Annotated in this window: 19 protein-coding genes; 11 read left to right on the forward strand and 8 right to left on the reverse strand. The window is 73.5% G+C overall.

Annotated features, from left to right (window positions below):
• Positions 1 to 4: 4 nt before the first annotated feature.
• The 3 genes from ACWGJ2_RS17610 to ACWGJ2_RS17620 form a co-directional block, all read right to left on the reverse strand.
• Positions 5 to 1,570: a 3-hydroxyacyl-CoA dehydrogenase gene (locus tag ACWGJ2_RS17610; RefSeq protein WP_453346996.1), complete on the reverse strand. Its 1,566-nt coding sequence runs from the start codon at positions 1,568 to 1,570 to the stop codon at positions 5 to 7.
• Positions 1,571 to 1,659: 89 nt separating this feature from the next.
• Positions 1,660 to 2,457 carry a CoA-transferase subunit beta gene (locus ACWGJ2_RS17615; RefSeq protein WP_453346997.1) on the reverse strand — a complete coding sequence of 266 codons (798 nt, stop codon included), beginning with the start codon at positions 2,455 to 2,457 and terminating at the stop codon, positions 1,660 to 1,662.
• A 115-nt stretch (positions 2,458 to 2,572) separates the two neighbouring features.
• The gene (locus ACWGJ2_RS17620) at positions 2,573 to 3,490 is read right to left on the reverse strand and encodes a CoA transferase subunit A (RefSeq protein ID WP_453347026.1); all 918 of its coding nucleotides are present in this window, start codon (positions 3,488 to 3,490) and stop codon (positions 2,573 to 2,575) included.
• Between the two features lie 193 nt (positions 3,491 to 3,683).
• Between ACWGJ2_RS17620 and ACWGJ2_RS17625 the strand changes: the two genes are divergently transcribed.
• The 5 genes from ACWGJ2_RS17625 (at position 3,684) to ACWGJ2_RS17645 (ending at position 8,366) form a co-directional block, all read left to right on the forward strand.
• Positions 3,684 to 4,607, forward strand: a complete 924-nt coding sequence (locus ACWGJ2_RS17625; protein WP_453346998.1) for a LysR family transcriptional regulator — start codon at positions 3,684 to 3,686, stop codon at positions 4,605 to 4,607.
• 131 nt (positions 4,608 to 4,738) lie between these two features.
• Positions 4,739 to 5,983, forward strand: coding sequence for an acetyl-CoA C-acetyltransferase (locus tag ACWGJ2_RS17630; RefSeq protein WP_453346999.1), 1,245 nt, complete (start codon positions 4,739 to 4,741; stop codon positions 5,981 to 5,983).
• A 255-nt stretch (positions 5,984 to 6,238) separates the two neighbouring features.
• Positions 6,239 to 7,591, forward strand: coding sequence for an MFS transporter (locus ACWGJ2_RS17635; RefSeq protein WP_453347000.1), 1,353 nt, complete (start codon positions 6,239 to 6,241; stop codon positions 7,589 to 7,591).
• A 72-nt stretch (positions 7,592 to 7,663) separates the two neighbouring features.
• Positions 7,664 to 8,125 (forward strand): MaoC family dehydratase, encoded by a 462-nt coding sequence (locus ACWGJ2_RS17640; protein ID WP_453347001.1) that lies wholly within the window; start codon positions 7,664 to 7,666, stop codon positions 8,123 to 8,125.
• Between the two features lie 55 nt (positions 8,126 to 8,180).
• Positions 8,181 to 8,366 (forward strand): hypothetical protein, encoded by a 186-nt coding sequence (locus ACWGJ2_RS17645; RefSeq protein WP_453347002.1) that lies wholly within the window; start codon positions 8,181 to 8,183, stop codon positions 8,364 to 8,366.
• A gap of 69 nt (positions 8,367 to 8,435) precedes the next feature.
• Here ACWGJ2_RS17645 and ACWGJ2_RS17650 read toward each other — a convergent pair whose 3' ends face one another.
• Complete coding sequence (locus tag ACWGJ2_RS17650; protein WP_453347003.1) at positions 8,436 to 9,377, reverse strand: helix-turn-helix domain-containing protein; 942 nt, start codon at positions 9,375 to 9,377, stop codon at positions 8,436 to 8,438.
• A 353-nt stretch (positions 9,378 to 9,730) separates the two neighbouring features.
• On the reverse strand, positions 9,731 to 10,900 hold the full coding sequence (locus tag ACWGJ2_RS17655; RefSeq protein WP_453347004.1) for a CaiB/BaiF CoA transferase family protein: 1,170 nt from the start codon (positions 10,898 to 10,900) through the stop codon (positions 9,731 to 9,733).
• A gap of 245 nt (positions 10,901 to 11,145) precedes the next feature.
• On the opposite strand from ACWGJ2_RS17655, the gene ACWGJ2_RS17660 reads away from it, so the two are divergent.
• From ACWGJ2_RS17660 to ACWGJ2_RS17680, 5 genes are all read left to right on the forward strand, one after another.
• Positions 11,146 to 12,462 (forward strand): FAD-binding protein, encoded by a 1,317-nt coding sequence (locus ACWGJ2_RS17660; protein WP_453347005.1) that lies wholly within the window; start codon positions 11,146 to 11,148, stop codon positions 12,460 to 12,462.
• Between the two features lie 104 nt (positions 12,463 to 12,566).
• A complete protein-coding gene (locus ACWGJ2_RS17665) occupies positions 12,567 to 14,027 on the forward strand; it encodes a glutamine synthetase (RefSeq protein ID WP_453347006.1) in 1,461 nt (486 codons plus the stop codon).
• Positions 14,028 to 15,155 (forward strand): amidohydrolase family protein, encoded by a 1,128-nt coding sequence (locus tag ACWGJ2_RS17670; protein ID WP_453347007.1) that lies wholly within the window; start codon positions 14,028 to 14,030, stop codon positions 15,153 to 15,155.
• A gap of 368 nt (positions 15,156 to 15,523) precedes the next feature.
• The gene (locus ACWGJ2_RS17675) at positions 15,524 to 16,747 is read left to right on the forward strand and encodes a S1 family peptidase (protein ID WP_453347008.1); all 1,224 of its coding nucleotides are present in this window, start codon (positions 15,524 to 15,526) and stop codon (positions 16,745 to 16,747) included.
• Positions 16,748 to 16,986: 239 nt separating this feature from the next.
• Entirely contained in the window at positions 16,987 to 17,577 is a 591-nt protein-coding gene (locus ACWGJ2_RS17680; RefSeq protein ID WP_453347009.1) for a dihydrofolate reductase family protein, read from the forward strand.
• A gap of 128 nt (positions 17,578 to 17,705) precedes the next feature.
• Here the strand turns inward: ACWGJ2_RS17680 and ACWGJ2_RS17685 are convergent, their stop codons facing one another.
• Positions 17,706 to 18,284 carry a TetR/AcrR family transcriptional regulator gene (locus ACWGJ2_RS17685; protein WP_453347010.1) on the reverse strand — a complete coding sequence of 193 codons (579 nt, stop codon included), beginning with the start codon at positions 18,282 to 18,284 and terminating at the stop codon, positions 17,706 to 17,708.
• 88 nt (positions 18,285 to 18,372) lie between these two features.
• Here ACWGJ2_RS17685 and ACWGJ2_RS17690 point away from each other — a divergent pair, with 88 nt between their 5' ends.
• Positions 18,373 to 19,254, forward strand: a complete 882-nt coding sequence (locus ACWGJ2_RS17690; protein ID WP_453347011.1) for an SDR family oxidoreductase — start codon at positions 18,373 to 18,375, stop codon at positions 19,252 to 19,254.
• A 331-nt stretch (positions 19,255 to 19,585) separates the two neighbouring features.
• On the opposite strand, the gene ACWGJ2_RS17695 is transcribed toward ACWGJ2_RS17690, so the two are convergent.
• The gene (locus ACWGJ2_RS17695) at positions 19,586 to 20,101 is read right to left on the reverse strand and encodes a lytic polysaccharide monooxygenase auxiliary activity family 9 protein (protein WP_453347012.1); all 516 of its coding nucleotides are present in this window, start codon (positions 20,099 to 20,101) and stop codon (positions 19,586 to 19,588) included.
• A gap of 298 nt (positions 20,102 to 20,399) precedes the next feature.
• Positions 20,400 to 21,863, reverse strand: a complete 1,464-nt coding sequence (locus ACWGJ2_RS17700) for an FGGY family carbohydrate kinase (protein ID WP_453347013.1) — start codon at positions 21,861 to 21,863, stop codon at positions 20,400 to 20,402.
• Positions 21,864 to 21,876 lie beyond the last annotated feature (13 nt).

Here is a 21,876-nt window from a genome sequence, read left to right on the forward strand (position 1 = left end):
GGGACTACGGCAGGGGCGCGTCCGGGGCCGTCAGCGGCAGCCCGAGCTGGGCGCGCTCGGTGACCCAGCGGGTGGGCCGGTAACGAGGGTCGCCCGTCGTGGCGTGCAGCGCACGCTGGAGCCCGAGCAGCCGCGCGGCGCCGACGCGCTCGCCCCAGGCCAGCGGGCCGTGCGGGTAGCCGAGCCCGAGGGTGACGGCGAGGTCGATGTCGGCCGGGGTGGCGATGGCCCGTTCGGCGATGGAAGCGGCCACGCCGACGATGGACGCCAGCAGCCGCTGCGCGACGGATCCGGCGGTGTCCCGTACGACCGTGACCCGCGCGGGCGCCGTGCCCTGCTCGGTGCTCCCGCCGCCCTCGCCTCCCGTCGCCGCGAGGACCGCGACCGCGTCCCGTACCGCCTCCGGCGCCGACGCCGGGGTCACCGCGAGGACGCGGCGCGGCGTGGCGAGGGAGAGCGGGTCGACGCCGAGGGTGCGCCCCGCGTCCAGCCCGTGGCGCTCGACGGCATCGGCCACGGTCGTCCCCCACGTCGGCACGAGGAGGAGGGCGCGCGGGTCCGCCTCGTCGAGCCGCGCCCCGGAGGCGGCCAGCAGCGCGCGCAGCTCTCCGGCCGCCGCGCCCTCTCCCGCGACGGTCACGGCGCGTCCCGTGTCGCCGGACTGCGGGCCCTCAGCCGGGGCATCCGAGGCGGCGGCCCCGGCCGCCGCCTCCCCGTACGCGTACCAGCCGCGCCCCGTCTTGCGCCCGTGCAGACCCGCCACGACGCGGTTCGCGGTCAGATAGGAGGGGCGCAGCCGGTCGGCGTGCCGGAAGCCGCGCCACACCGTGTCGATGACGGAGGCGGTGACGTCGAGCCCCGTCAGGTCCATCAGCTCGAACGGGCCCATGCGCAGCCCGAGCACGTCGCGCGCGATCCGGTCCAGCGCGGCCGGTTCCGCGACGTTCTCCTCCAGCAGCGCGAGCGCCTCGGTGACCAGTCCGCGGCCCGCGTGGTTGACGAGGAAGCCGGGGGTGTCGGCGACGGTGACGGCGCGGTGGCCGCACTGCTCGACGAACTCCGTGAGCGCGCCGGGGATGTCCGCGCGGGTCGCGGCGCCCGGCACGACCTCGGCGATCCGCATCAGCGGCACCGGGTTGAAGAAGTGCAGCCCCGCCAGCCGCGAGGGGTCGGCGAGCCGGGCGCCGATCTCGGTGACGGAGAGAGAGGAGGTGTTGGTGGCGAAAACGGTGGCGGCGGGCAGCACCTTCTCCAGCTCGGTGAACAGGCCCGCCTTGGTCTCCAGGTCCTCCCTGACGGCCTCGACGACCAGCGCCGGCGCGTGCTCGTCGTCGGCGGGCGCGGCGTAGGGGCTCTCCAGCGGGACCAGCCGCTCCAGCGCAGCGGACGCCTCCGCCTCACTGGTGCGTCCCTTGGCGACGGCACGCTCCAGCATGCCGCGCACGAACTCGCGGGCCTCGGTCACCGACTCCTGGCGCGCGTCCGCGAGTTCGACGGTGTGGCCCGCCGTCGCCGCCCACTGGGCGATGCCGCGTCCCATGACCCCGGCTCCGACGATCCTGATACGCATAGGGCTGCCCATAGGGTTCATCAGGTTGCCGCTCCTCTCAGTTCCGCTCTCGGTTCCACTTCCGGTCCCGTTCTCGGTTCCGCGCCGGTTCAGCGCAGGTACACACGGTCGGGATCGACATCGTCGCGCAGCAGCCGCAGTTCGGCGTCGGTGGGCGGCTCGATGGTCCGGACGGTGTCGGCGACGGCCAGGTCCCAGCCGGTCGCCTCCCGTACCCGCTCGACGCTCACCCCGGGGTGCACGGCAGCCAGCCGCAGCTCCTCCCCCACCCCCTCGCGGGCGAGGATGCCCAGCTCCGTGATGACGCGGGTGACCCCGGCGCCCAGCGGCCTGATGCCGTCCTCCAGGGCGCGGTCGGGGCCGGGCGAGGTGCAGAAGTCGAGGCGTTCGGTGAAGGAGCGCGGGTCGTGGCGGCGCATGACGACGAAGACCTCGCGGGAGTTGGCCATCACCTCGTTGGCCCCGCCCGAGCCCGGCAGCCGGACGGTGGGGCTGTGCCAGTCGCCGATGACGGAGGAGTTGAGGCTGCCCCACTTGTCGATCTGGGCCGCGCCCAGGAAGCCGACGTCGATGTGGCCGCCCTGGAGGACGGAGCCGAAGAGCGCGGGCATCGAGAGGACCGCCTCGGCGCCGGTGATGAGGACGGCGTCCGCGATGGTCTCGGGGAGGTGGGAGGGGTGGGCGCCGCACACCCCGGACTCGTAGACGATCTCCAGGCTCGGAGCGACCGTCAGATGGGCCAGGGAGGCGGCGAGGGTGGGCAGTCCGATGCCCGCGAAGACGGTCCGCCTGCCCGCGAGTTCCCTGGAGGCGATCACGGACAGCAGCTCGGAGGGGGTCGCGGACCCGGCTCGGGGTCCCTCGGCGGTCGTGGGGGCGGGGGTCATGCGCGGCTCGCTTCCGGGAGTCGGGAGGTACGGCGGAGGACGGCGGCCCTGGCGCTGCCCTTCAGGGGTGGCACCGGTGTCCGGGACGGCAACGGTGGCCGGGACGGCACGCGCGTCACAGCCGCCGCCCGTAGTTCACCGGCAGGCTCATGGCGTCGCCGACGGCCAGCCGCGCCCAGTGCTCCTCGCCGAGCCGCTCCACGTACTCGGCGTGGTCCCGCGTGCCGTGCACCCACTCGGCCAGCCAGGCGTGCAGCCGCTCCTCGTCCTTGCTGATCGCGGACCAGGCGCGGTAGAAGGCGTTGTCCCTGTCGTAGTAGCCCTGCGCGAAGGAGGGGTGGGCGCCGCGCGGGCAGACGACCACGGCGTCCACGGCGTGCGCGGGGACGACGGTGCGGTTCGGGTCGGAGCGGACGACCTCGTCGTCGACGACCTCCTCCACGACGACCACGGCCTTGCGTGCCGCGTACACCGCCTCGGCCTGGATGCCGGTGAGGCCCCAGATCTGGGTGTTGCCCGCGCGGTCGGCGCGCTGCGCGTGGATGATCGTCACGTCCGGGTTGACGGGCGGTACGACGTAGATCTCCTCGTGCTCCCCGTCGGGGCCTGGGTAGGGCGAGGTGACCTTGCGCAGGTCCGGGTTGACGCGGGGCAGGTCGCTGCCGCCGTAGGAGCGCAGCGGGTAGAACGGCAGCCGCTGGGCGCCCGCGAGATAGCGGCAGATGAGCCCGTAGTGGCTGTACTCCTCGAAGACCAGCGGCTCGGGCAGGCCCTTCTCCACCCGGCGGCGCAGCTCGCCGAGCGAACCGGCCGAGGAGTTGCCGACGAAGGAGGAGACGAGCCGGGACACGCAGCCGGAGGCGAGCATCTGGTCCACCACGATGTCGGCGGTCATCCGCACGACGGTGAGGTTCCTGCGGCCCTGCCGGATGATCTCGTGCCCGGCGGCCGTCGGGATGAGGTGGGTGAAGCCCTCCAGCGCGACGGTGTCCCCGTCGTGGACGTACGCGGCGACCGCGTCCCGCATCGTCATCGTCTTGTCGACAGCGGCGGTGGCGGTTCCGGTGGCGGTTCCGGTGGCTGCGTCCTCGTCCTGTCCCATGGCGGCTCCTCGCGTGCGGTGACGGGTGACGGGTCGCCTCTTACGCTGCCAGCGCCTATTGATTGGGGTCCAATACCAAATTAAGGTCAGTTTGAGACGGGAGATTGATAACTGGAGGGCCGCCGTGGAACTGCGCTATCTGGCCTCCTTCGTGGCCGTCGCCGAGGAGCTGCACTTCGGGCGTGCGGCGAAGCGTCTGCACATGGCCCAGCCGCCGCTGAGCCAGCAGATCCGCCAGTTGGAGAAGGAGCTGGGCGTGCAGCTCTTCGAGCGCAGCACCCGCTCGGTGCGGCTCACCAGCGCCGGGGAGTCCTTCCTGAAACCGGTGCGCACGGTCCTGGAGGACCTGGAGATCGCCACGCGGGTCGCGAAGGCGGCCGGGCGCGGGGAGTACGGGCGGGTCACGGTCGGCTTCGCCGGGGCCTCCAGCCATACGACGCTGCCCGTGCTGACGCGGGCCGTGCGCGCCGCGCACCCCGGCATCGAGCTGGTGATGCGCGGCCAGACGTACGCCAACCGCGCGCTGGCACGCGTCGCCGACGGCTCGCTGGACGTGGGCTTCGTCCGGCTGCCGGTGACCCAGCCCGGCGTGGAGACGCGGGTGATCGACGAGGAGGAGCTGGTGTGCGCGCTCCCCGCCGACCACCGGCTGGCGCGGCGCGAGCGGATCGACGTCGCCGACCTCGCGGGCGAGCCGTTCGTCAGCTTCCCCGCGAACACGGGCTCCAGCCTGCGCGACATCACACTCCAGGCGTGCGAGAGCGCGGGGCACCATCCGCGGATCGTGCAGGAGGCGCCGGACTCGTACACCATCCTGGCCCTGGTGGCGATGGGTGTCGGCGTGACCCTCACGCTCTCCTCCTGCATGCACATCCAGCAGACGGGCCTGGTCTACCGTCCGCTCGCCGGTCCGCCCGTCGTGCTGCGGGCCGCGCTCGCCTGGCGCACGGACAACCCCTCGGCGGCGCTGCGCAGCGTCCTGGACATCGCCGAGGAGGCCCTGCCGACGCCCGGCACGCACGCGGCGTCCGAGGCCCCCACGGATTAGGTGCGGGTGCGTCTCAGTGCGAGGCGGATCGGATATTGGACCGGCAAAGTGCGGGGTGCGAAGGTCGGCGGGAAACCCGTCCGGCGCCCGCTCGCCCGGACAGCCACCGCCCTCCCGAGAAAGGCCCGACCATGGCCACGGCCCCGTCGTCCCCCGCCCCGACCGACGTCGTCATCTGCGCCCCCGTACGCACCCCCATCGGCAGGTTCGGTGGCGCCCTCTCCGCCCAGCGGCCCGCCGCGCTGGCCGCGCACGTCATCGCCGAGGTCGTCGCCCGTACAGGGATCGACGGCGCGCGGGTGGACGAGGTCGTCCTCGGGCACGCGTACCCGAGTTCGGAGGCGCCCGCCATCGGCCGGGTCGCCGCGCTGGACGCCGGGCTGCCCGAGACGGTCACCGGCCTCCAGACCGACCGGCGCTGCGGCTCCGGGCTCCAGGCCGTGCTCGACGCGGCCATGCAGGTGCGGTGCGGCTTCAGCGAGGTCGTGATCGCGGGCGGCGTCGAGGTGATGAGCGCCGCGCCGTACTACACGCACGAGGGCCGCTGGGGCATCAAGGGCCCCGGGCTCCAGCTCCACGACTCCCTCGCGCGCGGCCGGGTCACCGCGGGCGGGGTGAACCACCCGGTGCCCGGCGGCATGATCGAGACGGCGGAGAACCTGCGCCGCGACTTCGGCGTCAGCCGCGAGGACCAGGACGCGCTGGCGCTGCGCTCGCAGCGCAGGGCGGCGCGCGCCATGGAGGAGGGCCGCTTCGCCGACGAGATCGCGCCGGTCACCGTGCGCACCCGCAAGGGCGAGACCGTCGTCGGCACCGACGAGCACCCGCGCCCCGACACCACCGCCGAACAACTGGCCGGGCTGCGCCCCGTCATGGGCAAGACCGACCCGGAGGCGACGGTCACCGCGGGCAACGCCAGCGGCCAGAACGACGCGGCTGCCGCCTGCCTCGTCACCGGCGCGGCGACGGCCGAGCGGCTGGGCCTGACGCCGCTGCTGCGGCTGGTGTCCTTCGCGCGGGACGGCGTACCGGCGAGGACCATGGGGCTGGGGCCCGTCGGCGCGACCCGCGGCGCGCTGGAGCGGGCCGGGCTCTCCCTGGACGACATGGACCTGATCGAGCTGAACGAGGCGTTCGCCGCGCAGGTCCTGGCCTGCACCCGCGCCCTCGGGCTGACCGAGAAGGACCACGAGGAGCGCGTCAACGTCAACGGCTCCGGCATCTCGCTCGGCCACCCCGTCGGCGCCACCGGGGCCCGGATCCTGGCGACGCTGGCCGGGGAGGTGCGGCGCAGGGAGGCGCGCTACGCGCTGGAGACCATGTGCATCGGCGGCGGGCAGGGGCTGGCCGCCGTCTTCGAACGCGTCCCGGCCTGACGGGCTGACGCGTACCGTCCACCCGGCCGTGGGACGGGTCCACGCCGACCGGGACCCCCATTGAGACGTTGGCCGTCTCACTGAACCCTTCATTCGGTATTGGACCCGTCTGGGCCCCGGCTGGCACGGTTACCGCCATCTCTTCCGGGGCGCGAGCGCGGCAGGACGACGCCGCCCGCCCCGGCCACCACCCACGCCGGAGCCTTGAGCGAGCGCTCGAGCGCCCGCCCGGTGCCATCGGAACGGAGCCGCCGCATGAGCGCGTCCCACGCAGGGGAGCAGAGCCTCACCGGGGAGCAGAGGAAGACCGCGAACCGCGCGGGGCTGGGAGCCTTCATCGGCTCCACCATCGAGTGGTTCGACTTCTACATCTACGGAACCGCCTCGGCCCTCGTCTTCGACAAGGTCTTCTTCCCCGAACTGGAAGGCGCCCTGGGCACGCTGGTCGCCTTCGCCACCTTCTGGGTCGGCTTCCTCGCGCGCCCGCTCGGCGGCATCGTCTTCGGCCACTACGGCGACCGCCTCGGCCGTAAGAAGACCCTCGTCATCACCCTGCTGATGATGGGCGTATCGACGACGCTGATCGGCCTGCTGCCCGGCTACGCGGCCATCGGCGTGGCCGCGCCCGTCCTGCTCGTCCTCATACGGATGGTGCAGGGCATCGGCCTCGGCGGCGAGTGGGGCGGCTCGGTGCTCATCGCCTCGGAGCACGCGCCGAAGGGCAAGTCGCTCCTGTACGCGGCCTTCGCGCAGCAGGGCTCCCCCGTCGGGAACACCCTGTCCACGGTGAGCTTCCTGGTCATCAGCCGGCTGCCGGACGACGCGTTCGTCTCCTGGGGCTGGCGCGTCCCCTTCCTGGCGTCGGCCGTGCTCGTCTTCGTCGGGCTGCTGCTGCGGATGAAGGTGACCGAGTCCCCGGCGATGGCGCGGATCATCGCGAAGAAGAAGGTCGCCAAGATGCCGCTGACGGAGGTGCTGCGCTCGCACCCCGGACTGATCGCGCTGGGCATCGGCGCCTGCACCATCGGCCTGTCGGCCACCTACTTCAAGTCCACCTTCGCGCTGTCCTGGGCCACCAGCAGCCTGGACTTCGACCGCAGTTCGTTCCTCACCATCATCCTCGTCGCCAACATCACCCAGATCATCGTGCAGCCCTTCGGTGCCGTGCTCGCGACGAGGATGCGGAGCTGGTCCCGTGCGGTGTGCGTGATGCTGCTGCCCGAAGTGGTGCTGATGCCGCTGATGTTCGTGCTGATCAGCACGGAGAACTACGGTCTCGCCATGCTGGGTGTCGCCGTCGCCACCATCCCGCACTGCCTCTACTACGCGGCCCTCGCCGGCATGCTCGCCAGCCGCTTCCCGGCCCACGTCCGCTACACCGGCATCTCGCTGTGCTACCAGCTCTGCGGCACGCTGCTCGGCGGCACGACCCCGGTCATCGGGCAGTTCCTGCTGAACCGCACCGGCTCGATCGGCGCCGTCATCGCGTACGCCGTCTTCCAGGTCGTGCTGACGCTCGGCTGCATGCTCCTCCTGCTGCGCCGCCCCGATCACGACGAGCGCGGCGCCCCCGAGCACTCTCCCGCGACGGCGGCCGTGCCCGCCTGAACCTCCGGCCGTAGGCGCGTACGACGACACACAGCGACAGCGACACAGCAACGCGGCGAAAGGGAGTAGACGATGACGGTCCAGGCCGACGGCATGGCGGACATCAGGGCACTGGCGGGGAAGGACCTCGGCCGCTCCGAGTGGTGGGAGGTGACGCAGGAGCTGATCGACACCTACGCACGGGTCTCCGGCGACCACCAGTGGATCCACACGGACGTGGAGCGCGCCGCGCAGGGCCCGTACGGGCGCACCATCGCGCACGGCTACATGATCCTGAGCTGGGGCATCCCGATGCTCGCCGAACTGCTCCAGGTGACGGGCGTCGGCATGGCCCTCAACTACGGCACGGACAGGGTGCGTTTCCCCTCGCCCGTGCCCGTCGGCAGCCGGGTCAGGCTGCACGCCGCGATCTCGGACGTGACGGAGGTGAGCGGTGGCGGCCTGCACGTCACCCGCGCCTTCACCTTCGAACTCGGCGACGAAGCCCCCAAGCCCGCCTGCGTCGCGGAGTCCCTGACCCGCTACTACCCCTGACGGCCGCCGGGCCCAACGCCCCCTGCGCGTCCCGCCCGGCTGAGAGGCTGTCGGCATGAGCGCGAGCGTCGGCCCCGTCGAGTGTGTGCAGTGCCAGGGGATCGCCATAGTCCTGTCCCAGGCCGTGGACCCTCGGACGGGGATCTACCGGTGGCGGTACACGTGCCTGGACTGCCGGGTGGCGTGGTGGCAGGACGACCACGGGGGTTACTCGGACGAGTACGTGGAGAGATGGCCCTGAGCCACCGTGCCCTGCCTCGCCGCTGTCAGGTCCCCTCCCGTCGCGGCCGTGCCCGCCCGGACCCGGCCTTCACCGCCCCCGGCGCCCCCTCGACGTCGCCGTCTCGTCGAGGATCCGCTCCAGGAAGGCGCGGGTGCGCGTCGCGGGTTCGGCGCGGGTGACCAGGTGGTCGATGACGTGGCGGTAGCGCTCGACGTCCGCCGGGTCCTCGGGGTAGTGGGCGCCGTGGAGCTGCTCCAGGTAGACGACGTCGGGGAGTTCGCTCTGCGGCAGCCGCAGCAGCGTCACGGGCCCGCCCGCGGCGGGGTGGCCGCCCGCGGCGAACGGCATCACCTGGACCGTCACATGCGGGAGTTCGCAGACCTCGATGAGGTGCCGCAACTGGGCGCGCATGACCTCGGGGCCGCCGATGGGACGGCGCAGCGCAGCCTCGTCGATGACGGCCCACAGATGCGGCGGGCGCGGCCCGCGCAGGATCTCCTGGCGGCGCATCCGCAGGGCCAGGCGCCGCTCGCGCCGCTCCGCGGCGCGGGGCTCCCCGGCGTCGTCGCGCAGGGCGATCACGGCGCGCGCGTAGTCGGGGGTCTGGAGCAGGCCGGGCACGAACTGGACCTCGTAGCTGCGGATGACCCCGGCGGCCTCCTCCATGCCCAGGTACGTGTGCAGCCACGCGGGCACCACGTCCTGGTAGGAGTGCCACCATCCGGGCCTGTTGGCCTCCTCCATCAGCGCGATGAGGGTGGCGCGCTCGGCCTCGTCCGTGACGCCGTAGATCCGGAGGAAGTCCGCGACGTCGCGCGGCCGGAAACCCGAGCGGCCCAGCTCCATCGCCGTGACGTGCTCCTCGGGAGCGCGGAGGGAATCGGCGGCCTCGGCCGCCGTGATGAACTGTGCCTCGCGCAGACGGCGCAGCCGGGTGCCGAGCACGAGCCGAGGTACGGCGGGCCCCGAGGCGGGGACCTCGCCCGCCTGCCCGCCAGGGCATTCGCCCGTCGCGCTAGTGATACGCATGCTCTGGCTCCCCGTGCGGTAACTGCTTGGGCCACACCACCGACAACGTCGTTTTCACCACTCCATTTGTCCGAGCCCGCGGGATTTCCCTGGCATGAGCCACAGGAATTCTTCCCGCGATCAAGCTCTGCGAAATAAGGCATTTTCCGTCACCGGCGCCCGCCGGGCCCCACCGGACCCCTTCCGGCCCTCCGCCGGGTGCGGAGTCCCGGCCGGAACCCGGACGGCAACGGACGTCAAACGGGCGGCTCCAGGCCGGAAACGGGCCCTCCGGCCCCTCCCCGCCACCGCCCGCCGGGCACCCGGCCGGATACGGAGCGCCACACTCTACCTCTGCCCGTACGGGCCCGAGTTCACGGCCCGCCCCCTGGAACGGGCTCCTCCGCCGGACCCTCCAGCCACTCCCGCAGCACCGCCCCCTGTTCGTCCAGGCGGGGCGGCGCGACGGGCTCGGCCACGGGCGTCGCCGACATCCGCAGCGGGCTGCGCGTCTGCGGCACCCTGCCGGCGCCCACCGGAACGACGGGGTCCAGGCCCAGCCGTCCGGCCAGCGCGAGCGCCTGCGAGAGGGAGTTGACGGGGCCGCACGCGACGGAGGCGGCCGTCAGCCGCTCCGCCCAGCTCTGCGCGGTGTCCCGCGCGAGATGGCGCTCCAGTGTCTCGACGAGGGCCTCGCGGTGCCGTACCCGGTCCGCGTTGCGCGCGAAGCGTGGGTCGTCCGCCAGCTCCGGGTCCCCGACCGCCGCCGCCATGGCCCGGAACTGCCGGTCGTTGCCGACGGCGACGGCCAGCGGGCCGTCCCGGCACGCGAGCGTCTCGTAGGGCGCGATGCTGGGGTGCCGGTTGCCGAGCGGCCCTGGGTCGCGGCCCGTGAGCAGGTGGGCCGACGCCTGGTTGACGAGGGAGGCCAGCAGCGAGGAGAGCAGGCTGACCTCCACCAACTGGCCCTCGCCCGTGCGGTCGCGGTGGCGCAGTGCGGCCAGGATGCCGGTGGTGGCGTCCTTCGCGGTGAGCACGTCCACGAGCGCGACGCCCGCCTTGAGGGGCGGGCCGCCCGGCTCGCCCGTGATGCTCATGAGGCCGCCGACGGCCTGGACGACGAAGTCGTAGCCGGGCAGGTCGGCGCCCTCGCCCGAGCCGAAGCCGCTGATGGAGCAGTAGACGAGGCCGGGGTTGGCGGCGAGCGCGGAGGCGTGGTCGAGGCCGTAGGCGCGCAGTCCGCCGGGGCGGAAGTTCTCCACGAGAACGTCCGCGCGGCGGGCCAGCTCCCTGGCGAGGGCGGCGTCGCGCGGGTCGGCGAGGTCGAGGGCGAGGCCGCTCTTGGAGCGGTTGGCCGCGTCGAAGTAGGCGGCGGTGCCGTCCTCGGAGAAGGGCGGGCCCCACGCGCGGGTGTCGTCGCCGGTGCCGGGGCGCTCGACCTTGATCACGTGGGCCCCGAGATCGGCGAGGGTCGAGGCGGCCAGCGGGCCCGCGAGGACGCGGCTGAAGTCGGCCACCAGTACGCCGTCGAGCGGCAGTCCCACGGTTCTCCCTCCCTCGGCCTCTGATCGGCTCCGCGCCGCGCGGGGCGCGGTTCCCCGCGCGCTCCCGGCGCGCGCTCCCGGCGCTTCAAGATCGTGCCCCGGCGCGCCCGTTCGCACACGCGTCCGGCGCGTGTTGTGCACCGTCGTCGCGAAAGCGTTTTCGTACTAGGGTCGTCGGCGCAGGCCAGCACGGCCTGGCGGAGACTGAAGAAGATCGACGGAGCCTTCACCGGATCGGATCGCACATGCTGACAACCGGCCCTCCGACCCGGAACTGGGCGGGCAACACCACCTTCGGCGCCGCGCGGGTCCATCGGCCCGCCTCCCTGGACGAGCTGCGGGACCTCGTGGCCTCGGCCACGCAGGTGCGCGCGCTCGGCAGCGGGCATTCCTTCAACCGGATCGCCGACACGAGCGGCGATCTCGTCCGCGTCGACGGACTCCCGTCGAAGATCGAGACCGACGGCACCTGCGCCACCGTCACCGTCGGCGCCGGTACGCGCTACGGCGAACTCGCGGCCGTGCTCCACTCGCAGGGCCGCGCGCTGGCCAACATGGCGTCGCTGCCCCACATCTCGGTTGCCGGTTCCTGCGCGACCGGCACGCACGGCTCGGGCTCGGCGCAGCGGAGCCTCGCCTCGGCCGTCGCGGGCTTCAGCGTGGTGGGCCCGGACGGCGAGGTGCGGCGGATGAGCCGGGACGCCGACCCGGAGTGCTTCGCCGGCAGTGTCGTCAGCCTCGGCGCGCTCGGTGTGGTCACCGAGCTGACGCTGGACACCGAGCCCGCCTTCGAGGTGGCGCAGTGGGTCTACGACGGGGTGCCGCTGGAGCGGCTGGCCGAGGACTTCGACGAGATCTTCGGCTCGGCCTACAGCGTCAGCGCGTTCGCCGACTGGCTCGACGGCACCGCCGTCGTCTGGCTCAAGCGGCGCACCGACCGGCACGGCACGGAGCACCCGGGCCCGGCCTGGCAGGGCGGGCGGCTCGCCGAAGGGCCGCGTCATCCGATCCCCGGCATGGCCCCGGACTCCTGCACCACGCAGGGCGGCGTGCCAGGGCCCTGGTTCGAGCGGCTGCCCCACTTCCGGCCCGACTTCACGCCCAGCAACGGCACGGAACTCCAGTCGGAGCTGTATCTCCCCCGCGAGCGGGCGCCCGAGGTCCTCGCCGCGCTGCGCGGGCTCGCGGGCGTGATCGGGCCGGTGCTCCAGACCTCGGAGGTGCGCACGGTCGCGGCCGAGGACCTGTGGCTCAGCCCCGCCTACGGGCGCGATTCGCTCACCGTCCACTTCACCTGGGTCCAGGACACCGCGGCCGTGCTCCCCGCGATAGCGGCCATGGAGGAGCTGCTGATGCCGCTGGAGGCGCGCCCGCACTGGGGGAAGCTCACGACCACGTCACCCGGTGAGATCGTCGCGCTGTACGAGCGGGCGCCCGAGTTCGCCGCGCTGCTCCAGGAGCACGATCCGGAGGGCAAGTTCCGCAACCCGTTCATGGCGCACCTCTTCCCGGGGCTGCCCTCAGCGGTCCCGGCCCCGGACCCGGACCCGGCCTCGCGCTGACGCAGCGGGCCCATGGCGGAGAGGGAGCGCGGTACGAGGCGTTCCGCTCCGACACGCGGCCGTGCGGCCTTGCCCCGGGCCGACGGACGGAGTAGACGGCCGTCATGAGTACGACACAGCGGATCCCGGCCGAACAACAGGCCCGCGAGGCGACGGACCGGCTCAGCGCGGCGGGCGTCCACGGCGTGGCCCTGACCTGGGTGGACGTCGCGGGCATCACCCGCGTCAAGGCCGTACCGACCGACCGGCTGGCGAGCGCCGCGCGGACGGGCGTGGGCATGTCCCCCGTCTTCGACGTGTATCTCGTGGACGACTCTGCGACGACCAGCCCCCATATCGGCGGCCCCGACGGCGATCTGCGGCTGCGCCCCGACCTCGCCCGGCTCACCCCGCTCGCCGCGCAGCCGGGCTGGGCGTGGGCGCCCGTCGACAGGTTCGAGCAGAGCGGCGAGCCCTACGCCGCCTGCCAGCGGCACTTCGCGCGCCACGCCGTCGAACGGGCCGCCGAGCGGCACGGGCTCGAACTCAGGGCGGGCTTCGAGACGGAGTGGGTGATCACCCGCGCGGAGGCTGCCGCTCCGGGCGCGAGCGCCGACACCCCGGCCCACGCCACACCCCACGCCACACCCCGCACCGCCCTCCACCCCGCGCGCCACGCCCCGCTCCGCTACCCCTCCACAGGACCCGCCTACGGGATGGCCAGGCTGGTCGAGCTGTCCGACTACGTCCGCGACGTGCTGGACGCGCTCGCCGCGCAGGACGTCGAAGTGCTCCAGATCCACCCCGAGTACGCGCAGGGCCAGTTCGAGGTCTCCGTCGCGCCCACGGACCCCGTCGGCGCTGCCGACCTCGCCGTCCTCGTACGGGAGACGGTCCGCGCGGTCTCCCTGCGGCACGGCTACGCCGCCTCCTTCGCGCCCGTGGTGGAGGTGGGCGGCGTCGGCAACGGCAGGCATCTGCATCTGAGCCTGTGGCGCGACGGGCAGAACCTGTGCGAGGGCGGTGAGAGTGACGAGGGCGGCGAGGGCCCGGACGGGATGACGGCGGACTGCGAGGCGTTCCTCGCCGGAGTGCTGAGCGAACTGCCCGCGCTGCTGGCCGTCGGCGCCCCCACCCCGGCCAGCTATCTGCGGCTCCAGCCCTCCCAGTGGGCCGGTGCCTACCAGTGCTGGGGGCCGGAGAACCGCGAGGCCGCGCTGCGCTTCGTCGCCGCCTCCCCGGGGCACCCCGGAGCGGCGAACGCCGAGGTCAAGTGCTGTGATCCGGCGGCGAATCCGTATCTGGTCACCGGCGCCGTCATCGCCGCCGGACTCGCCGGGCTCGAAGCGGGGCTGCGGCTGCCGCCGCCCGTCGCCGGCGACCCCGCGCACGCGAGGACGGCACAGCCCCGGCTGCCCACCTCGCTGCCCGAGGCACTGGGCCACTTCGAGCGCTCCAAGACACTGCGCGAGGCACTGGGAGAGCCGCTGTTCGGGGCCATCGCGGCCGTACGGAGGGCGGAGTCCGAGCTGTTCGCCGGGGCGACGCCCCACGAGATCGTCGCGGCGACGCGCGGAAGGTACTGATTGTCGCCCCGCCGCCCCGCGCTGCCGCCGCTGGTGGACCACCACTGCCACGGAGTGGTCCGCACGCCCCTGGACCGCGCGGGTTTCGAGGAGTTCCTGACCGAGTCGGACGCGCCGGCAGCGCCCGGCACCAGCTTCTTCGACACGCAGCTCGGCTTCGCCGTGCGCCGCTGGTGCGCGCCCGTGCTCGGCCTGGAGCCGCACTGCCCGCCCGACGTCTACCTCGCCAGACGCGGCGAGCTGGGCCCCGGTGAGGTCACCCGGCTGATGCTGCGCGCGAGCGGCGTCGCGACGCTGCTCGTCGACACGGGCCTGCCGGGCGATCTGCTGACGCCCAGCGAACTGGCCGAGGCGGGCCGCGCGACGGCGCACGAGGTCGTCCGCCTGGAGACGCTGGCCGAGCACGCCGCCGACGCCTCGCGCGACGGCCACGCCTTCCTCGTCGAGCTGGACGAGTCGGTGCTGCGGTACACGCGCTCGGCCGTCGCGTTCAAGTCCGTCGCCGCCTACCGGCACGGCCTCGATCTGGCGCCCGAGCCGCCCGGGCACGCGGAGGTGCGCACGGCAGCCGTCCGCTGGCACACCGGGCGGCAGCACGGGGAGCGGCTGCGCGATCCGGTCCTGCTGCGCCACCTGCTGTGGTCCGCCGTCCGCACGGGCCTGCCGTTGCAGCTCCACACCGGCTTCGGCGACCCGGATCTGCGCCTGGACCGCTGCGACCCCGCGCTGCTCACGGAGTTCGTACGGGCCACGGCGCCGTGGGGCACCCCGCTGGTGCTGCTGCACGGCTACCCGTACCACCGCAACGCGGGCTATCTCGCCGCGGCCTACCCGCACGTCTACGCCGACGTCGGGCTCTCGCTCACGCACACGGGCGCACGGGCCGGGCCGGTGCTCGCCGAAATGCTGGAGCTGACGCCGTTCGGGAAGCTGCTGTTCTCGACGGACGCGTACGGGCTGCCCGAGCTGTACGTCGTGGGCGCCCGCCTGTTCGGCGAGGCGCTGTCCCGGTTGCTGGAGCACTGGACTGCGGAGGGCGCCTGGTCGGGGGAGGACGCGGACCGGGTGACGGCGATGCTGGCGGCGGACAACGCGCGGCGGGTGTACGGGCTGGGGGCGGCCGTGTGACGGGCCCCCTCGAAGTGACGGGGCGTCACTTCGGCGAGGTGGCTTCAGGGCGAGGCGTCATCATGGCGAGGTAACTCGGTGACCGGTCGTCACCATGACGGGGCGTCACCGTGCCGAGGCGGCCCCGTGACAGGGCGTCACACCTCAGGCGCGGCCCGTCGCCAGGCGGCCGCGTGACGAGCCTGCCGACCTTACACGCCCCCGCCGCGCGGTGCCGGAATCCCGCGCAACGTGAGCGGTCCTCACCGCGTGGCTGCGGGGGCGTGTACCTCTGAGCGGCATGGGGTGCGGCCTACCGTCCGGCCGCACACCGCTCTGTTCCAGCGGTCCGGCCGCGGGCCGGTCCGCCGCCCAGGGAGGTCGACGAGTTGAACAACCGACTGAACCACCGACGCGAGAACAGCAAACGGACCTACGTCATAGCCGGGGCCGCCGCCACCGCGCTCGCGGCAGCGGTGATCCTGCTGCCGCACGCCAACGCGAGCCCCGACCGGGCCGAGGGCCCCGCGACGCTCACCGCGCACGCTGCGGCGACGCTGGGTTCCGGGCTCTCCTCGGAGCTGGGCGGGAAGACCGCCGGCTGGTACTTCGACCGCGACAGCGAGCGCCTGGTCATGAACGTCGTCGACGAGGAGACGGCGCGGGAGGTGCGCGCACGCGGCGCGCGGGCCCGGGTCGTGGAGAACAGCCGCGCCGAGCTGTCGGCCGCGGCGGACACCCTCGCGGACGAGGCGTCGATCCCCGGCACCGCCTGGTCGGCCGACCCCAGGACGAACAGGGTCGTCGTCCTCGCCGACCGCACCGTCACCGGCGCCGACCTGGCCACGCTGCGCCGCACCGCCGACGCGATGAGCGGAACGGTGACCGTGCGGCGCTCCCGCGGCGAGTTCACCCCGTTCCACGGCGACGGCAGCGAGGACGGCGGCGCGGAGGGAGGGGACGGCACCGACCCGTCAGCCGACGCACCGGGCCCGGGCGACGGCAGCAGCGGAAGCGGCAGCGACGCGGCGGACGCGGCCCCGGTCGGCGGCGACGCCATCTTCGGCGGCGGCTCCCGATGCTCGCTGGGCTTCAACGTCACCCTCGAAGGCGCCCCCGCCTTCCTCACCGCCGGCCACTGCGGCAACGCCTCCGCGACCTGGACCTCGGACCAGGCCGGGGCCACGGCACTGGGCACGGTCGCCGATTCCCGGTTCCCCGAGGCCGACTTCGCGCTGGTGGCCTACGACGACACCGCCGCCGAGGCGCCCAGTGCCGTCAGCCTCCAGGACGGCACCACCCGGGAGATCACCTCGGCCGCCGAGGCGAGCGTGGGCATGGAGGTCCAGCGCAGCGGCAGCACCACAGGGCTGAGCGACGGCACCGTCACGGGCCTCGACGCCACCGTCAACTACGGCAACGGCGACATCGTCAACGGCCTCATCCAGACCGACGTGTGCGCGGAGCCCGGGGACAGCGGCGGGCCCATGTTCGCCGGTGACGCGGCCGTCGGCCTGACCTCGGGCGGCAGCGGCGACTGCACCCAGGGCGGCGAGACCTTCTTCCAGCCGGTCACGGCGGCGCTGGAGGCCACGGGCGCCGAGATCGGCTGACCCCACTCCCACTCCCCCGCCAGAGCCGTCAGGACTGAACGCGAAACAACAGAAAACCGGCCCGGAAACGGCGCTTCCCATGCCGAACATGACCGCGGATGCGGATTGTTGATGATCCGGCCCGTGGCGATGAGTTCCCCGCGACCCACCGGTCCGCACTCCGTCAGCAGCCGTCCCCCGCGGCCCGCACGGTGTGCGGATCCGGGGGCGGCGGGAGGACTACCCCCGGTGGAGGGGACATGGGACGGGTCTTTTCCAGCATGTCGATGTCGCTCGACGGCTTCATCGCGGCACCGCACGACACCGCGGATCTGCGCGCCACGGGCGCGGTGGTGATGGGCAGACGCTCCTACGACCTGTGCCGGAGCGAGGGCGGCCGGTTCTACGGCGGCCCACTGCGCGCCACTCCCTGCTTCGTCCTCACCCGCGAGAGCCCCGAGCCCACGACAGCCACGGCATCCGAAGCGACCGAGGCGACCGAGGCGACCGAGGCGACCGGGACATCCGGGCCGTCCTGGGCGTGCGCGGAGCCCGGGTCCGGGTCCGGTTCCTTCACGTTCACGTTCGTCACCGACGGCCTGGAGCGCGCGGTGGAGCGGGCACGGGCGGCAGCGGGCGACGGACGCATCGGGCTGCTCGGCGGGACGGTGGTGCAGCAGTGTCTGCGCGCGGGGCTGCTGGACGAGATCCAGATCCATCTGGTGCCGGTACTGCGCGGCGGGGGCCTCCGCCTCTTCGACCATCTGGGCACCAGGAAGGTCGAGTTGGAGCGCACCCGGGTCATCGAGTCGCCCGGCGTCAAGCATCTGCGGTTCGCGGTGGTGCGGTGAGGTGCGGTGCGGTGAGGTGCGATGAGGCCCTGTGCGCCTCCGTCAGCTCGAAGCGGCGGGTCAAGGGATCGGCGTGACCGGTTCCCGGGGTGCTCACGCCGGTCGCGGGTGGCTGTCCGCGGCATCGGTCAGCCCAGCGACGCCGTTGCCGCACGCAGGTCCTCCAAGGCTGCCAGCGCATGTGACGCGAGCCCTTCCGCGCCGTCACCCTGGCTTTCCGACCACTGGGCATAGCCCCGCTTGAACGCGAGGACTCCCAGCTCGCCCGCGAGATGCGCGGTCGCGTCGGGAACACCGCGGGCGATGAGCGCGGCTGTCATGGCAGCCGCGAGACCCACGCTCTTGAGGGCGTCCCGCTCCTGAAGTTCGGTGCTGGCTGCCACCGCCGCCTTGAGGCGGGGGCCGAGTTCGCGGTTCACCGGCCCCATGGCGCCCGACGCGCGCTCAAGGCCGGCTGCCACCGCCTGAAGCGGGCTGGCGTCGGCAGGCGCCTCGGTGATGCCGTCGGCGAGCAGCCTGCTGAGCGTCTCCTGGCCGGCGACCAGCAGCTCGCGCTTGTCGGAGAAGTGCCGGAAGAAGGTGCTCTTGGTGACGCCCGCGCGCTCGGCGATCTGCGCCACCGTGGTGGCGTCGTACCCCTGCTCGGTGAACAGGTCGACGGCCGCGACGACGAGTCGCTGGGTCGCCCCTGGTTGCCATCTAGCCATGGGGCCAGGATAGGCGATGGGACTGTTGTCCCGTCACTGTGTAGAGTCAGTGATGGGACAACAGTCCCATCGCTTTCGAGGAGGGCTCATGCACGTCTTTGTCACCGGCGGCACCGGAACCATCGGATCCGCCGTCGTCACCGAACTGCTCGGCAACGGTCACACCGTCCTCGCACTGGCCCGCTCGGACGACTCCGCGCAGATCCTCGAAAGCGCTGGCGCCAAGGTGCTGCGAGGAGATCTGGCGGACCTCGACGTCCTGCGGTCCGGCGCCGCGCAGTCCGACGGTGTGATCAGCCTGGCGTTCGGACGCGACTACGGCAGTCCGGACGCGCTCGCGCGGGGCATCGCCGAGGAGAGCGCCGCTCTCACCACGCTGGGGCAGGAACTCATCGGAAGCGACCGCCCGATCGTCACGGTCTCGGGTACGCCCTGGGCGCCGGGACGCGCCTCCACCGAGGCCGATCCGCTGCCGACCGACGGACCGGTGGGCGGTCGAGGCCGTTCGGTCACAGCGCTGCTGGATCTCGCCTCGCGTGGTCTGCGCAGCATGGCTGTCCGCATGCCGCGCACGGTCCACAACGAAGGCCAGGGCGGATTCGCCGGCCTGTTGGCCGATGCGGCGCGCCGCACCGGGGTGGCCGGTTACCCGGGTGACGGCACCCAGCGCTGGCCGGCCGTGCACGCGCTCGACGCAGCGGTCCTGTTCCGGCTGGTCCTGGAGTCGGCGCCGGCCGGGTCGGCCTGGCATGCCGTCGCCGACGAGGGCGACACGGTGCGGGACATCGCCACAGTCATCGGCCGGCGACTGGGCCTGCCGGTCGAGGAGGTTCCGCAGGAGAGCTTCGGTCCGTTCGGACCGATCTTCGCCATGGACCAGCCGTCGTCCAGCGCCCGCACCCGCGATGCCCTCGGGTGGCAGCCGACCCGCCCCAGCCTCCTCGAGGACTTGGAAAACATTCAGCCCTGACGCGCCCCGCACGGCCCGCACCTCCGCCAGATGATCCGCTCCGCAGGAGACGCGGGCGAGGTGGGCCGCGCGACGCGACGCCGGGCGCCCGGGCGGGGCATCGCGGGACCGGAGGCCGACCGGTCCCGCGATGCGCCGCGTCACCCGTACACCCGGGGGAAGTACGCGGGGTGCGGGATCGTCGGGAGACGCGGACGGGGGGGGTGCCGCGCGTACGGCGCACGCCGGGACGTGTGCCGCACGCGCGTCCTGCGTGGCCGTCGGCCTGCGTCCGCGCCTCCCTGGCCTTGGTTTCCTGGTCCTGGTCGGACGACGTCGGTCTCGGGAGACTTCAGCCGATCTGGACGTCGGTGCAGGCGTAGAACGCGTTGGAGGTGTCGGCGACGTTCCACACGGCGAGCACCTTCTGCTTGCCGCTGAGGGAACCGAAGTCGACCTGGTGCGTGACGGTCTCGCCCGGCCGCGCCCCGCCGTCGTTGAACTCCGCGACCTTCTGGCCGCCGACGTAGTACTGCCAGGTGCTGGTGGCGTGACGCGCCGTCAGCGTCCACTTGAAGGACGCGGTCTTGCCGACGGGGGTGACCTTCCAGCCCTTGCTGTCGTCGTCGAGTTCGGCGAACCGGGAGTTGCCGCCGCTACAGCTCTTCAGGCCCTTGGGACCCTCGACGCTCTGCGGCTCGTACTTGATGTCCCCGCAGGGGACGACCCCCGCGGCGCACTGCGCTTGTCGGCTAGGGGGCGAGGAGACGTAGCCGTGCGCGCTGGCCGAACCGGCCGGCAGGGTCACCACGAGTACGGGAGCCAGTGCGGCTCCTACGAGCGCGGCGAGCTTTCTCTTCTTGTCCATGCCAACTCCTTCACGGTGTGAGCCGCCGGCAGGGTGGGGGGCAGCGCCGGCACCGCCGTGTCGAGCGCCCCTCGAAGGCGGCCTCGTCGAACGCGGGTCGAGCGTGGTGTGAAGCGGGGGGTGGAGAGGGTGGATCCACGGTGCGGGTGAGGAGGACCCGTCGGCGGTGGGGCCGGCCGCTTCCGCGCACACGCGTCGGCGGCCGGGAGCTGACGGTCCGTCTCACGCTCACCGATTGGTCTAGACTTTACAGCTTGTCGGACCACGGTCAAGGGGACGGCGGCCTCCGGATCCCCCGTCAGCCCGACGGCGCCTCCCAGCGCGGACGGCTCCGCTCCACCTCCCCGAGGTAGGCGGCGTACCCCCGCTCGTACAGCTCGCGCTCGCGCGGATCCGGCTCCACGACGTGGTGGGCGGCGTGCCAGCGCTCCTCGTCCACCGGGTCCCCCAGCGCCCGACGGGCCACAATGGCGGCGCCCTTGGCACCCACCTCGGTCTCCTCCGGCACCCGCACGGGGCGCCCCAGTATCCCCGCGAAGGTCCGCATCCAGCCCTCCGAACGGGTGCCGCCGCCACACGCCGCGAGCCCCGCGGAGAGTCCCGCCGTCTCCAGGCAGTGGCGTGCCGCGTAGCCGACGCCCTCGCACACGGCGCGGACCAGGTCGGCGCGCCCGTGCGCGAGGCTGATCCCGTCGAACCGGCAGCGCGCGCCCGGCGCGACGAACGGCGCCCGCTCCCCCGCCTCCGACAGGAACGGCAGCGCGGTGACGCCCGCAGCGCCCGGCGGGCTCTGCGCGAGCAGGTCCCCGAGGTCCGCGGTGGTGGCGCCCACCGTCGCGAGCGCCCAGTCGATGCCCGCCGTGCCGACCATGGCGGGCATGGCGCGCAGCCACTTCCCGGGGTCGGGTGTGCACAGCCACATGCCGGCGGGTTCGGCGCCGGGCACGAGGTCGACGCGGTCGGTGAGCACCTGGCAGGCGAGGGTCGTGCCCACCGTGAGCAGCCCCTCGCCCACCTCGCCGACGCCGCTGCCGATGGCACACGCGGGCAGGTCGTAGGGCCCGGCCGTCAGGGGCAGCCCCTCCGGCAGCCCGAGCAGTTCCGCTCCCTCGCGGTTCAGCGTCAGCACCGTGCCGGGCGCGGCGGGCGGGGGCAGCAGATGGGCGAGGCCGGCGAGGCCGCAGGCGTCGAGTACCTCCGTCGCGTAGGTGCGGGTGACGGGGTCGAGGAAGGGCAGCGTGGCGTCGGACGCGTCGACTCCGACGGTGCCGGTGAGCCGCTGGGCCACGGCGTCCACGCAGTACCCGGCCACCTCCGCGCGCTCCAGCGTCTCGGGCTCGTGCGTGCGCAGCCAGGCGAGGAGGGGCGCGTGGCAGCCGGGGAACATGCCGGATCCGATGCGCGCGTACACCGCGTCGACGGTTCCGTCGCGCTGCCAGGAGGCGACCTGTCCGGCGGCGCGCCCGTCCATCCACGAGATCGCCGGGCGCACGGCCCTGCCCGCCGCGTCCCTCAGCCACAGTCCGTCGCCCTGCCCGGTGAGCGCGAGCGCGTCGGGCGTGCGCTCCAGCGGGGCCGCGGCCTCGCCGACCACCTCGGCGACGGAGCGCAGCACCTCCTCCAGGTCCTGTTCGACGATGCCGCCGGGCCCTCGGGCGAGGCGGGAGCGGCGCACGGCGGTGTGCAGGGCGCGTCCGTCGCGGTCGAAGACGACGGCCTTGGTGACGGAGGTGCCGATGTCGACGCCGATGATGGATCGCATGGAACTGCCTTTC

The organism is Streptomyces sp. NPDC054796 (genome assembly GCF_053611545.1).